This is a genomic window from Paraburkholderia sp. PREW-6R (assembly GCF_039621805.1).
Classification (GTDB): domain Bacteria; phylum Pseudomonadota; class Gammaproteobacteria; order Burkholderiales; family Burkholderiaceae; genus Paraburkholderia.
In genome coordinates, this window is the sequence record NZ_CP155073.1 from 1,216,162 (window position 1) to 1,231,414 (window position 15,253).

General features: G+C 63.6%; 12 protein-coding genes. 8 read left to right on the top strand and 4 right to left on the bottom strand.

The window, feature by feature from the left end:
• Positions 1 to 94 precede the first annotated feature (94 nt).
• Entirely contained in the window at positions 95 to 1,501 is a 1,407-nt protein-coding gene (locus AAGS40_RS05295) for an MFS transporter (protein WP_345813665.1), read from the top strand.
• A 683-nt stretch (positions 1,502 to 2,184) separates the two neighbouring features.
• On the opposite strand, the gene AAGS40_RS05300 is transcribed toward AAGS40_RS05295, so the two are convergent.
• Together AAGS40_RS05300 and AAGS40_RS05305 are read right to left on the bottom strand one after the other, a co-directional pair.
• Positions 2,185 to 3,441, bottom strand: coding sequence for an MFS transporter (locus AAGS40_RS05300; RefSeq protein ID WP_345813666.1), 1,257 nt, complete (start codon positions 3,439 to 3,441; stop codon positions 2,185 to 2,187).
• Positions 3,438 to 4,412: a PRC-barrel domain-containing protein gene (locus AAGS40_RS05305; protein ID WP_345814274.1), complete on the bottom strand. Its 975-nt coding sequence runs from the start codon at positions 4,410 to 4,412 to the stop codon at positions 3,438 to 3,440. Before AAGS40_RS05305 ends, AAGS40_RS05300 begins: the two co-directional genes overlap by 4 nt.
• Before the next feature lie 497 nt (positions 4,413 to 4,909).
• On the opposite strand from AAGS40_RS05305, the gene AAGS40_RS05310 reads away from it, so the two are divergent.
• Entirely contained in the window at positions 4,910 to 6,292 is a 1,383-nt protein-coding gene (locus tag AAGS40_RS05310; RefSeq protein ID WP_345813667.1) for an NCS2 family permease, read from the top strand.
• Positions 6,293 to 6,572: 280 nt separating this feature from the next.
• Here AAGS40_RS05310 and AAGS40_RS05315 read toward each other — a convergent pair whose 3' ends face one another.
• Both AAGS40_RS05315 and AAGS40_RS05320 read right to left on the bottom strand, forming a co-directional pair.
• Positions 6,573 to 6,755 carry a hypothetical protein gene (locus AAGS40_RS05315; RefSeq protein ID WP_345813668.1) on the bottom strand — a complete coding sequence of 61 codons (183 nt, stop codon included), beginning with the start codon at positions 6,753 to 6,755 and terminating at the stop codon, positions 6,573 to 6,575.
• A gap of 111 nt (positions 6,756 to 6,866) precedes the next feature.
• Positions 6,867 to 7,772 (bottom strand): NAD-dependent epimerase/dehydratase family protein, encoded by a 906-nt coding sequence (locus tag AAGS40_RS05320; RefSeq protein ID WP_345813669.1) that lies wholly within the window; start codon positions 7,770 to 7,772, stop codon positions 6,867 to 6,869.
• A gap of 105 nt (positions 7,773 to 7,877) precedes the next feature.
• On the opposite strand from AAGS40_RS05320, the gene AAGS40_RS05325 reads away from it, so the two are divergent.
• The 6 genes from AAGS40_RS05325 to hutI all read left to right on the top strand — a co-directional run bounded on the left by AAGS40_RS05325 (position 7,878) and on the right by hutI (position 15,244).
• Entirely contained in the window at positions 7,878 to 8,768 is an 891-nt protein-coding gene (locus tag AAGS40_RS05325) for a LysR family transcriptional regulator (protein WP_345813670.1), read from the top strand.
• Between the two features lie 367 nt (positions 8,769 to 9,135).
• Positions 9,136 to 10,659, top strand: coding sequence for a histidine ammonia-lyase (gene hutH, locus AAGS40_RS05330; RefSeq protein ID WP_345813672.1), 1,524 nt, complete (start codon positions 9,136 to 9,138; stop codon positions 10,657 to 10,659).
• Positions 10,660 to 10,696: 37 nt separating this feature from the next.
• On the top strand, positions 10,697 to 11,392 hold the full coding sequence (gene hutC / locus AAGS40_RS05335) for a histidine utilization repressor (RefSeq protein ID WP_345814276.1): 696 nt from the start codon (positions 10,697 to 10,699) through the stop codon (positions 11,390 to 11,392).
• A 75-nt stretch (positions 11,393 to 11,467) separates the two neighbouring features.
• Positions 11,468 to 13,156: a urocanate hydratase gene (gene hutU, locus AAGS40_RS05340; protein WP_345813673.1), complete on the top strand. Its 1,689-nt coding sequence runs from the start codon at positions 11,468 to 11,470 to the stop codon at positions 13,154 to 13,156.
• Positions 13,157 to 13,278: 122 nt separating this feature from the next.
• Positions 13,279 to 13,935, top strand: coding sequence for a HutD family protein (locus tag AAGS40_RS05345; protein WP_345813674.1), 657 nt, complete (start codon positions 13,279 to 13,281; stop codon positions 13,933 to 13,935).
• A gap of 85 nt (positions 13,936 to 14,020) precedes the next feature.
• Positions 14,021 to 15,244 (top strand): imidazolonepropionase, encoded by a 1,224-nt coding sequence (gene hutI / locus AAGS40_RS05350; protein ID WP_345813675.1) that lies wholly within the window; start codon positions 14,021 to 14,023, stop codon positions 15,242 to 15,244.
• Positions 15,245 to 15,253: the final 9 nt, after the last annotated feature.

Here is a 15,253-nt window from a genome sequence, read left to right on the forward strand (position 1 = left end):
CGATTCAAGGCGGCGAACGGGCAGTACCGCACGTGCCGCCAGCGCAACAGCGCACGGCGCCGCGCATCGGCCGCCGCACATCCTGGAGACGCAGATGGACTATCCCGCGACACCGCAACCCATTGCCACTGATGCTCTGAACGGGCAGGGCGCGTCCGCATCGCCGGCCGCATCGTGGTCCGGATCGCAGCCTCGCGAGCGCAGGCGCCACGCGAAGGCGATTGCCGCGATCACGCTGGGCAACGGGCTCGAGTTTTTCGATTTCACGATCTACAGTTTCTTCGCGACGATCATCGGCAAGCTGTATTTCCCGGTGGAGGGACAGCTCGCACAGTTGATGCTGGCCGTCGGCACATTCGGCGTGGGCTTCATCATGCGGCCGGTGGGCGGCATCGTGCTCGGTGCATACGCGGACCGTGCGGGCCGCAAGGCCGCGATGAGCGTCACGCTGTGGCTGATGACGCTCGGCTCGGCGATGATCGCGTTTGCGCCGACGTACGCGGCGATCGGCATGGCCGCGCCGCTGCTGGTGATTCTGGCGCGGCTGATTCAGGGCTTTGCGTTAGGCGGGGAGATCGGCGCGTCGACGTCGCTGTTGCTGGAGTACGGCAGCAACAGAACGCGTGGCTTTTACGGAAGCTGGCAGTTCGTGAGTCAGGGGCTGAATACCGTGTGCGGGTCGCTGCTGGGCGTTGCACTGGCGGCGGCGCTGTCCAATTCGGCATTGGAAAGCTGGGGCTGGCGGGTGCCGTTCGTGATTGGCATGGCGATGGGGCCTATCGGGATCTATATCCGGCGTCATCTGGATGAGACTTTGCCTGGCGTCGAGGACGGACACGCGCCGCAGCCGACGGATGCCGCTGCCGGTACTGCTGTTGCCGTTGCCGTGGCGCAGCCGGTGCGCAAGTTGTTTCGTGAGCATTCTCGGGTGATTGCGACGGGTGTGGTGACGACCATCGGCGGGACGGCCGCGAATTATATTGTGCTGTTTTACCTGTCCACCTACGCGATCCGGATTTTGCATTTGCCGATGTCGTCCGCGTTGTGGGCTGCGTGGACTGCGGCTGTGGTGACGGTGATCTGCTCGCCGTTTGCCGGCGCGTTATCGGACCGGGTGGGACGCAAGCGCGTGTTGTGGGTATCGCGCGTGTTGCTGATTGCGGCGGTGTATCCCGCGTTCAGCATCATTAATGCTGCGCCGACGGTGCCGGCTCTGTTGTCCGTCGTCGCCGGCCTGGCTGTGCTGGTTGCGTTTACTGCGGTGCCCAATATTGTGATGTTGCCGGAGTTGTTTCCTCGCGAGATTCGGGCGACCGGCATGTCGATTGTTTATTGTCTTGGCGTTTCTATTTTTGGTGGTTTTGCGCAGTTTTTTGCTACGTGGTTGATTCAGGTTTCTGGGAGTAATCTGGCTCCCGCCTGGTATCTGATTGCGTGCGGGGTGGTTTCGTTGATTCCGTTGCCGTTTATGGTGGAGACTGCTGGGCGGGATATTGGGTGATGGTTTGGGGTTTGGTTTTTTTGTTCTGGCTGTTGGCCTTTTCTTGTGATGTTAGTGGTCTGTTAGCGTTGCCCCTGTGCGGGGCGGCACCTACTTCTCTTTGCCGCCGCAAAGAGAAGTAGGCAAGAGAAAGCGGCTCAAACCGCTAACTCTTAAGCGGATCCCCCGGATCGCAGAAGGCAGTGGCTCATCTGGAATCCGTGCTCCCGCACACTCCGCTCCTGTGACAAGGCAGTCATTCTTCCGGCAGCGCTACGCGCGCCCCCGGGCATATCCCCAACCATCGGTTGTCCGCGCGCCCCGCGCAAATCTGGACAATCGGTTTTTCCGGCGCGTCGCCGAGGCGAAGCCGATGGCTCCCCCCGCCGTGTTACCGCACCCCTGGTTTCCCTGGCAGACCCGTCCGCGACGCACGAAGTGCGGAGTGGGAGCGGATGACGGCTTTGTCACGGGCGGGGAGGGTGCGAGGAATCATTCGTAGATCGAACCAATATGCCCTCCAAGCCAGGACGCCCGCTTCGTGGCTGGCGGTGTGAGCCGCTTTCTCTTGCCTACTTCTCTTTGCGGCGGCAAAGAGAAGTAGGTGCCGCCCCGCACAGGGGCAACGCTAATAGACCACTAACATCACAAGAAAAGCCTAAACGACAAAAAGCGCCGCAGGCAAAAAAACCCCAAAAAAACCCTCACCGCACAGCGGTCCCCTCCCCATCTCCAACATGAGCAGCCTCATCCTGAGCAGCCGCATCGCGCGTCTCCGGCATAGCTGCCCAAACGAGCAGAACAGCCAGCGCCCCAGCCGCAGCAAGCCCAAAAAAGCTCACTGCATTACCAAAATGATCAGCGACGAACCCGGCAGCGGTCGTACTCAACGTCGCCCCAATCCCCGCCGCCAACCCGAACAACCCGATACAAAGGTTATAGCGCCCCTTCCCGCCAGCCACGTCGGCGGCAATCAGCGGCAGCATCACACCAAATACCGCGGCGCTCAGGCCGTCGAGCATCTGCACCGGCACGAGCAGATAAGGGCTGCTGATGCCCGCAAACAGCAACGCGCGAACCGGCAGCGCGGAAAAACCCAACAACAGGATCGGGCGACGTCCCCAGCGCTCGGCCGAGCGTCCCACCCACGGCGACATCATCGCGACGATCGCCTGCGGCACGATGATGCACGCGGCAATCACGAGCTGCACGTTGTCGCCCATGCCGGCAGTCACTTCACCGGCCGCGAGATTCAACATCGCTGCGTTCGACAGATGGAACAGCACGATGCACGCGGCGAACAGCAACATCCGCTTGTCACGCAACAGCTCGCGCAGGCTCTCGCGCCGCTCGACCTGCTGCGGCGTGGGCGCGGCTCTCGGCAACTCAATCGTGTCGGTGCGCTGGATCAACGTCAGCGCGAAAAGCGCGGGAACGGCCAGCGCGGCGGTCAGCCAGAACACCGCGCGCGGCGAATAGTATTCGCCGAACACGCCCATCAGTCCCGCCGCCACCGCGCTGCCGATCGACGCCCAGCGCGCGTTGCGTCCCAACCGGTCGCCGAGATTCGCGCGTCCCACGAGTGCAAACGAAATCGCGGCGAGCGCCGGCGTCAGCATGCAGCTGGCGAACCCGTGGAATACCTCGGCGGCAATCACCGGCAGCACCGTGGGGCTGACGGCGAGCAGCACCGCGCTCAGAATGATTGCGAAAATGGCCGCCGCGGCCGCGCCTTTCTTGTTGCGCAACGCGTCGACAACAGCGCCGCCCGGTACCTGCGAGACCATCGCGCTGATCGTGCCGACCGAGAGCGCCATCCCGATCTCGCCCTGGGTCCATTTGTGCGACGCCAGATAGGACGCGATAAACGGTCCGAAGCCCGTCTGCACGTTAGCGACGAAAAAGTTCATCCAGTCGAGCGCGCGAAGGCTGCGCGCGGTTACCAGCGTGCGGCCTGTCATCGGACCGCCCGTGCATTGGAACCGGCGGACGTCGCGACAGCCGGCGTTGCCGCCGCAGGTGCGGCAGCCGTAGCCGGGGCCGAAGTCGCCGGCGCGGCAGGCGCCGGCGACACCGCGCGAATGGGCTTGTCGCTCGCATAGGGCGGCGTCGCGTTGATCTGCGCATCGCTCAGATCGAGCAGCGGGTGCAGCTCCTTGTCTTTGGTGACGAAACGCAGCGCCGACCAGTTCGCGGCAATCGTGCGCCGCTCGGTGCTGACCATGCCGTTCACGTCGAGCACGACGGCCTGCGGCTGCGCATTGGCGTCGATCAGCACGTCGATCACGCGGCCGACCTTGGCGCCGTTCGAGCGCTCCACGGTCGCGTCGATCAGCGGCAATTGCACCGCGGCCGACTTCGCCGCGACCGCCGGCGCGGCCGCCGCCATCAAAGTGATCGGCGCGGTTTTCGCGGTGGGCGTGAAGCGGAATGCGCCCCACGGGAAATTCACCTTGCGGTCGCCGACGCCCAGAAAGCCCTGCAGATTCACCACCATCTCGCGCGGCTTGCCGCCCGCATCCGCGATCAGGTCGACCGCCCGGCCGACTACTTTGCCATCCGGCTTCTGCACCGGGCTGTCGAGCAGCGTGCGCGCATCGTTGCGTTCGATCGTGCGCAGCACGATCAACGGCGGCGGCGGGGGAGGCGGCGGAGGCGCAACGACGACGGGCGGCGGCGGTTCGACCTTGTGCGGCTTGACGACCGGCTTCTTCGGCTTTCTCGGCTGTCCAGGCTCCGCCGCTTCGGTTTCAACCGGCTCGGGCGCGGAGGCCACCACGGGCGCGCTGGCAGGTTCGACGGGCATGACCGTCGCGTCCACGATCGGCGCCTGCTGCGGTCCCCAGAGCAGGCTGCAGCCGGACAGCGCGAAGAGCGCGAACACAGCAAGGATCGACAGACGCCAGGCAGGGCGCGAGAAACCGCCAATCATCAGGAAGGACTCCATGGGCCGGTGCGGACAGGCGCGAAACGCCGCCGCAGTTATCACACGCTGTTATGAGGTACGGGCCAGAGTGTAACCCGTGACACCCGCCGGCCGCGGTTTTGCAGGCTCTTTGACAGGTCTGGGGGTTAGCACGGTTCATGCCGCGCAACGTCCCGATGTCCTGTGAGAAGCGACGAACCCTGCACCCAGCACTCGTAACTTTCAGCGAGGAAAGCCGTCGGAACCCTGCATTCCGTTTGTGACATCCGTAGGTGTTAACGCTTGCATGCTTTATCCGACATGCCGTCTGCTATGCGATATACGTGACAGGACATGTCCTTCATGCCAATCATGCGATGGGAGACATATTTGTGTTGGCCTACATTTCGAGACAGCAAAAAAAACCCCCCACCCACACCCATACCAAACCAACGCAACGAGACGACCCTGATGACGACCGCGATGCCGGTTGTTTCAGTACGCTGATAAAGGAGGCACTCATCATGATGGAACCCCACGCCCAACCGATTTCCGAAGTCGGTACCGAGTCATTCGACGGAAAGGGCTTTCTCGACCGCTACTTCGAAATCTCCTCACGCGGCAGTTCGCAGCGTCAGGAGATCGTGGCGGGCATCACGACCTTCCTCGCGATGGTCTACTCCGTGTTCGTCGTGCCGGGTATGTTCGGCAAAGCGGGCTTCGACACCAGCGCGGTCTTTGTCGCCGTGTGCCTGACCACCGCATTCGGCTCGCTGCTGATGGGCGTGTGGGCGCGTCTGCCCATCGCCATCGGCTGCGCGATTTCGCTGACTGCGTTCACCGCGTTCGGTCTCGTGCTCGGCAAAGGGCTGCATCCGAACGTCGCGCTCGGCGCGGTGTTCCTGATGGGCATCGTGTTCACGGCGATCTCGGTGACCGGCGTGCGCTCGTGGATTCTGCGCAATCTGCCGACCGGCATCGCGCACGGCACGGGTATCGGTATCGGGCTGTTCCTGCTGCTGATCGCCGCGAACGACGTCGGTCTGGTCGTCAAGAATCCCGGCGCGGGTCTGCCGGTCGCGCTCGGCAACATCACGGGGCTGCCCGCGCTGATGTCGGTTGCGGGTCTTGCGGCGATCTTCGGTCTCGTGCGCCGTCGCGTGCCGGGCTTGATCCTGATTGTGATCGTCGCGATTTCGGCCATTGCGCTGATCATCGATCCGGCGGTGTCGTTCCATGGCGTGTTCGCGGTGCCGTCGCTGAGCGCACCGGGTCACGCGTCGCTGATCGGCGCAATGGATATCAGGGGCGCGCTGTCGATGGCGGTGTTGCCGAGCGTGCTGGCGCTCGTCATGACGGCCGTGTTCGACGCGACCGGCACGATTCGCGCCGTCGCCGGACAGGCCGGCCAACTCGACGAGGACGGCCGCATCATCAACGGTGGCCGTGCGTTGACGGCGGATTCGCTGAGCTCGATCTTTTCCGGACTGCTCGGCGGCGCGCCTGCCGCGGCTTACATCGAATCGACGGTCGGCGTGGCCGCCGGCGCGAAGACCGGCATGGCGGCGGCCGTCGTCGGTTTGCTGTTCCTCGTCGTGATGTTCTTCTCGCCGCTCGCCGGTCTCGTGCCCTCGTATGCGACGGCGCCGGCGTTGATGTATGTCGGTCTGCTGATGCTGTCGAATGTGAGCAAGCTGCATATGGACGACATGGTCGACTCCATGTCGGGTCTGATGTGCGCCGTGTTCATCGTGCTCACGGCCAATATCGTGACGGGCATCATGCTCGGTTTCGCGACCCTCGTGATCGGCCGCGTGATCAGCGGCGAATATCGCAAGCTGAACGTGGGAACGGTCGCCATCGCTATCGTGCTGGTCGGCTTCTATCTGGGCGGCTGGGCGATCTGAACGGCGCGAAAGCGCTGCCTCAGCAGGTCATGCAGGTTTTTTGCTGGACGTGAAGGCAGGCTGGTGAGCGACGCTTACCACCTGACCCGAACGGGTTGTCGATTGATCTCCACCTTGACGCGGTGTGTCGCGAGCTTTCATCTGCGGCGCACCGCGTATCTTTTTTTGCGGTAATGGGTGCCGCATACGAACCCGGGCCGTACAGTGGACGCCTGCATGGGTGACACGTTGCCCGTATCGCGGGCGGATAACGCGTCAAGCGGGAGCGGACATGGACGCTTCAGAGCGACATGTCGAAAGCGGGTTTGATGAACACTTCGATCGCCATCACGGTGAGGCCCATTGCTGCCGCCGACAGCGTCAGCGTGCCATATTCGTCGTAGCGCGCATCGTAAAGACACGCTACGACGAAAAGTATCGCCAGCAGATTGGTCAGCCAGTCGAAATTCAGCGCCAAGTTCATCGATCAAATCCGGGCTCGCGTGCGAGTCGGAATGTCGAATCGCACCATCAGATGAGCGCGATTCTAACGAGCCGAGCTTACGGATTCGCAACGGCCCGGCTTACACGGCTTTCACTTCGGGGGCAGCATGTCGTGCTCGATCCAGTCGATCACGGAGGTGCGTTTGGGCTGCCAGCCCAGCAGTGTGCGAGCGCGTTCGCCACGCACGCGGCTGTTCGAACCCAGCCCATACGAAGCCATCTCGTAGCCCCATTCTTTGACCGCTTCTTCGAGCGGCCAGTCTTGCGGCTCGCCGAGTTTCATCGCGCGGGCGATCGCGGCGCTCATGTCGCGATACGACGCTTCGCCGCTTTCGACGAAATAGAACGTGCCCGGCGGCGTCTTTTCGAGCGCGAGGCGATACAGCTCGGCGACGTCGTCGATATGCACGTTCGACCAGATGTTGCCGCCGCTGCCCACATGACGTACCACGCCGCTTTTTTGCGCCTGCCTCACGAGACGCGGCAGTTGCACGCTCGCGCTGCCGGGCACCGCGCCATTGCCGTAAATGAGCGTATTGCACAGCACGGCCGAGCGGATGTTCAGCGTCGCGGCGTCGAGCACGCGTTGATCGATGGCGACGCGCGCGGCCTTGTCGGCCGTCGGCTTGGGCAATGCGTCCTCGTGGTAGATGCGCGCTTCGCCCGCCTCGCCGCCGGACGCATCGCCGACGATGCTCGAACCGCTCGTATGCAGAAACGGCTTGCCGGAACCCGCAAGCCCTTCGATCAACGCGTTGACCGCGCCTTCGTGGTCGCTGCTCGCCGCGTTGATGACGCCGTCGGCGGCCTGCGCTTCGGCGATCAGCAGTTCGCGGTCGTCGAGCGAGCCAATGACGGGTTCGATACCAAGACGCTCCAGTTCAGCACGCTGTTCCGGTTTGCGGATGAGCCCCCGCACCGGGTAGCCGGCGCGCGCCAGATACGCGGCGATAGAGCCGCCAATAAAACCGCTTGCACCTGTAATGAAAATCTTCAAGACGTTCTCCTGTTGGAAAGCACGATCACATGCACCCAGTATCCGCCTGGTCGATTCTCGCAAAAAGCGTGTTAGTCTCAAATCAATCTTGATTGGGAATCAACAATGAAGACGTCTACCGACGAACTGCTCGTGTTGGTGGCTGTGATAGACAGCGGGTCGATCACGGCTGCCGCCGAAAAGCTGGGCCAGACCGTCTCCGGCGTCAGTCGCGCGCTCACGCGCCTCGAAAAGAAACTGGACACGGCGCTCGTGCGGCGTACCACGCGCCGGTTGCAGCTCACCGACGAAGGCGAAGCCTTCCTGCAACGCGCACGCGCGATCATCGAAGCAGTGGAGGAGGCCGAGGAATCGGTCGCACGCGGTCGTCAAAGGCCGTCGGGGCGGCTGAGGGTCGACGCGGCGTCGCCGTTCATGCTCCACTGCGTCGCACCGCATATGAAGGCGTTTTCCGCTCTCTATCCGGAGATCCGGCTGGAGCTGACGAGCAACGAGCGGACGGTGGATTTACTGGAGCAGAAGGTGGATATCGCGATTCGCATCGGCACATTGCCGGATTCGACACTGCATGCGCGCGCGCTGGGCAGCAGCAAATTGAGGTTGCTCGCGAGTCCGGCGTATCTGGCGGAATATGGCGAACCCCGATCGGTCGATGCGCTGCGTGAGCACCGGCTGATCGGTTTCACCGCGCCGGAGCATCTGAACCGCTGGCCGCTGCGCGTCGGGCGCAAAGAAGAATCCCTGAAGATCGAGCCGTCGATTACCGCGTCGAGCGGCGAAACGTTGCGACAGCTCGTGTTGTCCGGTTGGGGCATCGCGTGTCTCGCGGATTTCATGACTGTCGCGGATGTTCGCGACGGGCGCCTCGTACCGATTCTCGGCAATCTGCTGGCCGATCAGCGTCAGCCGGTCGCGGCGGTGTACTACCAGAGCGCGACACTGGCGGGGCGCGTGCAGTGCTTTCTGGATTTCATCGCCGCGCGCGTGCGGCTCTGAGCGCACGGACAGTCCTGTCCCACATTCGCCTGTCTTGCGGGCGCGCAACTAATTCTGCCTGCACGCCGCATTTCCTTCAGTCCTCTCACGGCGCTCGTCCCGTGCAGGGCCTCGCCTTTGTCGAGCAATTATTTTTGGCCGCGTGACACGGTTGATTTTGAACGTGTATATACAAGTCAAGGCGTCTTTCGGTTATGTTCCTACACGAGCGGCCAGCAGGTGTGGACCCCATCGTCTTTCGCCGTCGAAGCAGGCCAGCATTGGCGCTCTAATGGAAAGCCCCAGGCACCAACAATAAAAAACGAGTTGTATATACAAGCTCGCGCCGCTAGACTTCTCACGAATTGTATAGACAGGAAACACCATCATGATGACTCTGACGCCCGGCCACCTGACCCTTGCGCAACTGCGCCGGATTGCGCGCCAGCACGTCGCGCTCGAACTCGACTCCGCAAGCCATGCCGCAATCGACGCATGCGCTCAAGCCGTCGCCGACATCGCAGCGAAGGGCGAGCCGGCCTACGGTATCAATACCGGCTTTGGCCGTCTTGCCAGCACGCATATTCCGCATGAGCAGCTCGAGTTGCTGCAACGTAATCTGGTGTTGTCGCACGCGGTAGGCGTGGGCGAGCCGATGTCGCGTCCGGTCGTGCGTTTGCTGATCGCGCTGAAGCTGTCGAGCCTGGGTCGCGGGCACTCCGGTATCCGCCGCGAAGTGATGGACGCGCTGATCACGCTGTACAACGCGGACGTGCTGCCGGTGATTCCGGTGAAGGGCTCGGTTGGCGCGTCGGGCGACCTCGCGCCGCTCGCGCATATGTCCGCGGTTCTGCTCGGCGTCGGCGAAGTGTTCGCGAAGGGCGAGCGCATGCCGGCCACCGAAGGCCTCGCGCTCGTCGGTTTGAAGCCGCTCACGTTGCAGGCAAAGGAAGGGCTCGCGCTGCTCAACGGAACGCAGGCTTCCACGGCGCTCGCGCTGTACAACATGTTCGCCATCGAAGACCTGTACCGCACGGCGCTCGTCGCGGGTGCGCTGTCGGTGGACGCGGCGGCGGGCTCGGTCAAACCGTTCGACGCGCGCATTCACGCGCTGCGCGGACATCAAGGTCAGATCGATGCTGCCGCTTCGTACCGTTCGCTGCTGCAAGGCTCGGGCATCAACGTGTCGCATGCGGACTGCGACAAGGTTCAGGACCCGTATAGCTTGCGTTGCCAGCCGCAGGTGATGGGCGCGTGTCTCGACCAGATGCGTCACGCTGCCGACGTACTGCTGCTCGAAGCGAACGCCGTGTCCGACAATCCGCTGATTTTTCCGGACACCGGCGAAGTGCTGTCGGGCGGCAACTTCCATGCGGAACCCGTTGCTTTTGCCGCCGACAATCTCGCGCTCGCCGCAGCCGAAATCGGCGCACTCGCGGAACGTCGGATCGCTTTGCTGATCGACGCTACGCTTTCGGGCCTGCCGCCGTTTCTCGTTCGCGACGGCGGCGTGAACTCCGGCTTCATGATCGCGCACGTCACGGCCGCCGCCCTCGCTTCGGAGAACAAGACGCTCGCGCATCCCGCTTCCGTCGACTCGCTGCCCACATCGGCGAATCAGGAAGACCACGTCTCCATGGCGACGTTTGCTGCGCGCAAGCTTGGCGATATCGCCGACAACACCGCGAACATCCTGTCGATCGAACTGCTGGCGGCGGCGCAGGGCGTCGATCTGCGCGCACCGCACAAGACCAGTCCGAGCCTGCAGAAAGTGATGGACGTGGTCCGCGAAAACGTCGCGCACTACGAGCTGGATCACTATTTTGCGCCGGATATTGCGGCCGTTACGCGGCTCGTGCAGGACGGCACGATTGCGAAGCTGAGCCCGTTTTCCTTCGCTTCCGAACAGTAACCCTGTTCAAACCTCAGTCAGCATGCACACCCGCCAGATGAACGCACCGGCTTACCAGGGCATCAAGGATTTCATCCTCGCGCGCATTCACGCGGGCGAGTGGGCCGAAGGCGACCAGGTGCCGTCGGAAAACGAGCTTGCGCGCGAATTCAACGTGGCGCGCATGACGGTTAATCGCGCGCTGCGCGAGCTGACTTCGGAGCAGGTGCTGACCCGCGTCCAGGGGTCCGGCACTTTCGTCGCGCGTCCCAAGTACGAGTCCACGCTCGTCGCGATTCGCAGCATTTCCGACGAGATCGTCGCGCGTGGTCATCGCTATCACGCAAAGGTGCTCGACATTGGCGCGACTATCGCCGACGAAGCGCTTGCCGCGGAAATGCAGGTGAGCGCGGGTAACCCGGTGTTCCATTCGCGTGTGTTGCATTTCGAAAACGACGAGCCGGTGCAGCTCGAAGAGCGCTGGGTCAACCCGGCGGTCGCGCCCGAGTACGCGTTGCAGGACTTCACGAACACCACGCCGAATCAGTACCTCGTGCGCGTGGCGCCTTTACAGCGTGTGGAATACCGCATCGAAGCACTGGCGGCCGACGCGGGCACGCGCGAGCTGCTCACCATGGACGAGCTGGAGCCGTGTCTCGTGCTGCATCGGCGCACGTGGTCGAAAAGCCAGGTGGCGTCGATTGCCAATCTCTGGCACCCCGGCAGCCGTTACCGTTTCACCGGCCACTTCTGATTGCGTTATCCGTTCCGTTTTCCCGGCTATCTTCTGAATCTCCTCTGAACATCTTTACGCTTTCCGAGAGCCATCATGAACAACCCGAAACACATGGACCCGCGACTGGACCCCACCCGCACGATCCGCGCACCGCGCGGCGCGGAGAAAACCTGCAAGACGTGGATCGCGGAAGCCGCTTACCGGATGATCCAGAACAATCTGGACCCCAAAGTAGCCGAGCATCCGCATGCGCTGGTCGTGTACGGCGGGATTGGCCGTGCCGCGCGCAACTGGGATTGTTTCGACCAGATTCTCGCGTCGCTGAAGGATCTCGAAGAAAACGAAACGCTGCTGATCCAGTCGGGCAAGCCGGTGGGCGTGTTCCGCACGCACGCCGATGCGCCACGCGTGCTGCTGGCCAATTCGAACCTGGTGCCGCATTGGGCGACGTGGGAGCATTTTCACGAACTCGATCGCAAAGGGCTGATGATGTACGGCCAGATGACCGCGGGCAGCTGGATCTACATTGGCAGCCAGGGGATCGTGCAGGGTACGTACGAGACGTTTTTCTCGGTGGCGAACCAGCATTTCAACGGCGACCCGAGCGGCCGCTGGATTCTGACCGGAGGCCTCGGCGGCATGGGCGGCGCGCAGCCGCTCGCGGCCACGATGGCGGGTTTCTCGATGATCGCGGTGGAGTGTGACGAGTCGCGCATCGATTTCCGCCTGAAAACGCGCTATGTCGACAGGAAAGCGAAGACGCTCGACGAAGCGCTCGCCATGCTCGACGAAGCGAAGCAGGCGGGCAAGCCGGTGTCGATCGGTCTGCTCGGTAATGCGGCCGACGTGTTCGCGGAGTTCGTGGCGCGCGGCATCACGCCCGATTGCGTGACCGACCAGACCAGTGCGCACGATCCGATTCACGGCTATCTGCCGCAAGGCTGGACTGTCGAAGACTGGCGCGAACGCATGAAGACCGCGCCGGATTCCATCGTCGCGCCGGCCAAACAGTCGATGGCGAAACAGGTGGAAGCGATGCTGACGTTGCAGGCGCGCGGCGCGGCCACGCTCGACTACGGCAACAATATCCGTCAGATGGCGCTGGAAATGGGCGTGAAGAACGCGTTCGATTTCCCCGGTTTTGTCCCGGCGTATATCCGTCCGCTGTTCTGCGAGGGCAAGGGGCCATTCCGCTGGGTTGCGCTGTCGGGCGATCCGGAAGATATCTACAAGACCGACCAGAAGGTCAAGGAGCTGATTCCGGACGATCCGCACCTGCACAACTGGCTCGACATGGCGCGCGAGCGCATCGCTTTTCAGGGACTGCCCGCGCGCATCTGCTGGGTCGGCGTGAAGGATCGGTATCGTCTCGGTCAGGCATTCAACGAGATGGTCAAGAACGGCGAGCTGAAAGCGCCGATCGTGATCGGCCGCGATCACCTCGACACGGGCTCGGTCGCGAGCCCGAACCGCGAAACGGAATCGATGAAGGACGGCTCGGACGCCGTCAGCGACTGGCCGCTGCTCAACGCGCTCCTGAACACGGCAGGCGGCGCGTCGTGGGTGTCGCTCCACCACGGCGGCGGCGTCGGCATGGGCTTCAGCCAGCACGCGGGCGTCGTGATCGTCGCGGACGGCACGGACGAAGCGAAGGAGCGCCTTGGCCGCGTGCTCTTCAACGATCCGGCAACCGGCGTGATGCGCCATGCGGACGCGGGCTATGAACTCGCGCAGCAAACCGCACGCGAGGCGGGCCTCAAGCTGCCGATGCTGGGCCGCTGATCGTGACGCGGGAAACGGATGCCGGCCGGAGTGCCGGCCAGCTCGGCGGCCAACTCGCTGATCGATTCGCTGGCGATATCGACGGCGATGCTGCGGGCCACGTCGCCGGTAATGGACCGAGCATGTCACTGATCCGCGGCGCCGACCTGGTGGCGACGCCTTGGAAAAATGGCGGCGGCGTGACACGCGAGATCGCCGCGTTTCCGCAACACGCGGGGCTCGATTCCTTCGTGTGGCGCGTGAGTATCGCCGACGTTACGCAAGCGGGGCCGTTTTCGCGGTTCGCGGACGTCGAGCGGACCCTCGTGCTGCTGTCCGGCGCGGGCATGCTGCTCGATGAAACGTTAGCTTCAGCGCCAGCTTCGGCACCCACTTTGGCACCCACGCCACCAACAGCGCATGCGCAACGCGCGCATCCTTTAAAAACGCATGCGTTAATGCAGCCGCTCGACATGGCCTGCTTCGCAGGCGAAGCGCCGATCGACGCGCGTCTCGTGAACGGCGCCACGCGCGACTTCAATCTGATGGTGCGCCGGGGCGTGGCGACGGGTGAAGTACAGGTATGGCGCGGCATGGCGCGGCATGCGTTGTCTGCCGATGTGGTGCTGCTGCACTGCGCGAGCGGTCCGGTGAAGCTCACGTTCGGCGAGCGCCATGCGCCAGCGCAATCGCTGCAAACCGGCGATACGCTGCGCATCAATGTTGCTAACGCGTTACCCTGCCTGATGGAAGGCGACGGCGCGCTGCTCGCGATCAGCATCCGCTATACGCCACGATGACGACGACTCGCCTGGACGCTTTTGCGCATGGCAGCGCGCACGCGCGAATCACCACGGACCCGCAACCAGCTGCAAAGAGCACGCGATGAAGCAAACCGTCTGGCATCACCTGAATCTCTGCCCGCAGGGCGACCCTCAGCACACGCTGCACGATGCCGCGATTGCCGTTGAAGACGGCAGGATCGCGTGGCTCGGCGCGGCCGCCGGATTACCCACTGCGTACGCCGGATGGCCGCGCGAAGATCTGCACGGCGCGTGGGTGAGCCCGGGTCTTGTCGATTGCCACACCCATCTGGTGTATGGCGGCCAGCGTGCGGATGAATTCGCGCAACGACTCGCCGGCGTCAGCTACGAAGAAATCGCGCGGCAGGGCGGGGGCATCGTATCGACCGTGCGCGCGACGCGTGCCGCCGACGAAGACACGCTGTTGCGCCAGTCGGCCGCGCGGCTCGAGCCTTTGCTTGCCGAGGGCGTCACGGCCGTGGAAATCAAATCGGGCTACGGTCTCGACCTCGCCAGCGAGCGCAAGATGTTGCGAGTGGCGCGCGAACTGGGCAAGCGGTATCCGGTGACCGTGTACACCACGTTTCTCGGCGCGCATGCACTGCCGCCGGGATTCGCCGGTCGCGCCGACGCGTACATCGACGAGGTCTGCGACACGATGCTGCCCGCGCTCGCCGGTGAAGGCCTCGTGGATGCGGTGGATGTGTTCTGCGAGCGCATCGGCTTTTCCGTGGCGCACAGCGAGCGCGTGTTCAACGCCGCAGAGCGTTACAAGCTGCCGGTAAAGATGCATGCCGAACAGTTGTCGAATGGCGGCGGTGCGGCACTTGCCGCGCGCCACCGCGCACTATCGGCTGACCACCTCGAATTTCTCGACGAAGCGGGCGTTGTCGCGATGAAAGAGGCAGGCACCGTGGCCGTGCTGCTGCCCGGTGCGTATTACTTCATTCGCGAGACGCAACTGCCGCCGCTGGATCTGCTGCGGCGCTACGAGGTGCCCATTGCGATTTCGACCGACAGCAACCCGGGCACGTCGCCCACCACGTCGCTACTGCTGATGATGAACATGGCCACCACGCTGTTCCGCATGACGGTGCCCGAGGTGCTGCAAGGCGTCACTGCGCATGCCGCTCGCGCGCTCGGCAAGGCGGACGTGCATGGGGCGCTCGAAGCGGGACGTGCTGCGGATTTCGCGGTGTGGTCTGTCGATTCGCTGGCCGAGCTGGCTTACTGGATGGGGCGTCCGTTGTGCGCACGCGTGGTGCACGCGGGCGAGACCGTTTTTACGCGGCGCGACTTGAATTAAGGCCTGACG

Coding starts and splice junctions, on each gene's coding strand:
- AAGS40_RS05310 (WP_345813667.1), top strand. CDS start 4,910: ATGATGGAACCCCACGCCCAACCGATTTCCGAAGTCGGTACCGAGTCA.
- AAGS40_RS05345 (WP_345813674.1), top strand. CDS start 13,279: ATGTCACTGATCCGCGGCGCCGACCTGGTGGCGACGCCTTGGAAAAAT.
- hutH (WP_345813672.1), top strand. CDS start 9,136: ATGATGACTCTGACGCCCGGCCACCTGACCCTTGCGCAACTGCGCCGG.
- AAGS40_RS05315 (WP_345813668.1), bottom strand. CDS start 6,755: ATGAACTTGGCGCTGAATTTCGACTGGCTGACCAATCTGCTGGCGATA.
- AAGS40_RS05295 (WP_345813665.1), top strand. CDS start 95: ATGGACTATCCCGCGACACCGCAACCCATTGCCACTGATGCTCTGAAC.
- AAGS40_RS05300 (WP_345813666.1), bottom strand. CDS start 3,441: ATGACAGGCCGCACGCTGGTAACCGCGCGCAGCCTTCGCGCGCTCGAC.
- hutI (WP_345813675.1), top strand. CDS start 14,021: ATGAAGCAAACCGTCTGGCATCACCTGAATCTCTGCCCGCAGGGCGAC.
- hutC (WP_345814276.1), top strand. CDS start 10,697: ATGAACGCACCGGCTTACCAGGGCATCAAGGATTTCATCCTCGCGCGC.
- AAGS40_RS05305 (WP_345814274.1), bottom strand. CDS start 4,412: ATGATTGGCGGTTTCTCGCGCCCTGCCTGGCGTCTGTCGATCCTTGCT.
- AAGS40_RS05325 (WP_345813670.1), top strand. CDS start 7,878: ATGAAGACGTCTACCGACGAACTGCTCGTGTTGGTGGCTGTGATAGAC.
- hutU (WP_345813673.1), top strand. CDS start 11,468: ATGAACAACCCGAAACACATGGACCCGCGACTGGACCCCACCCGCACG.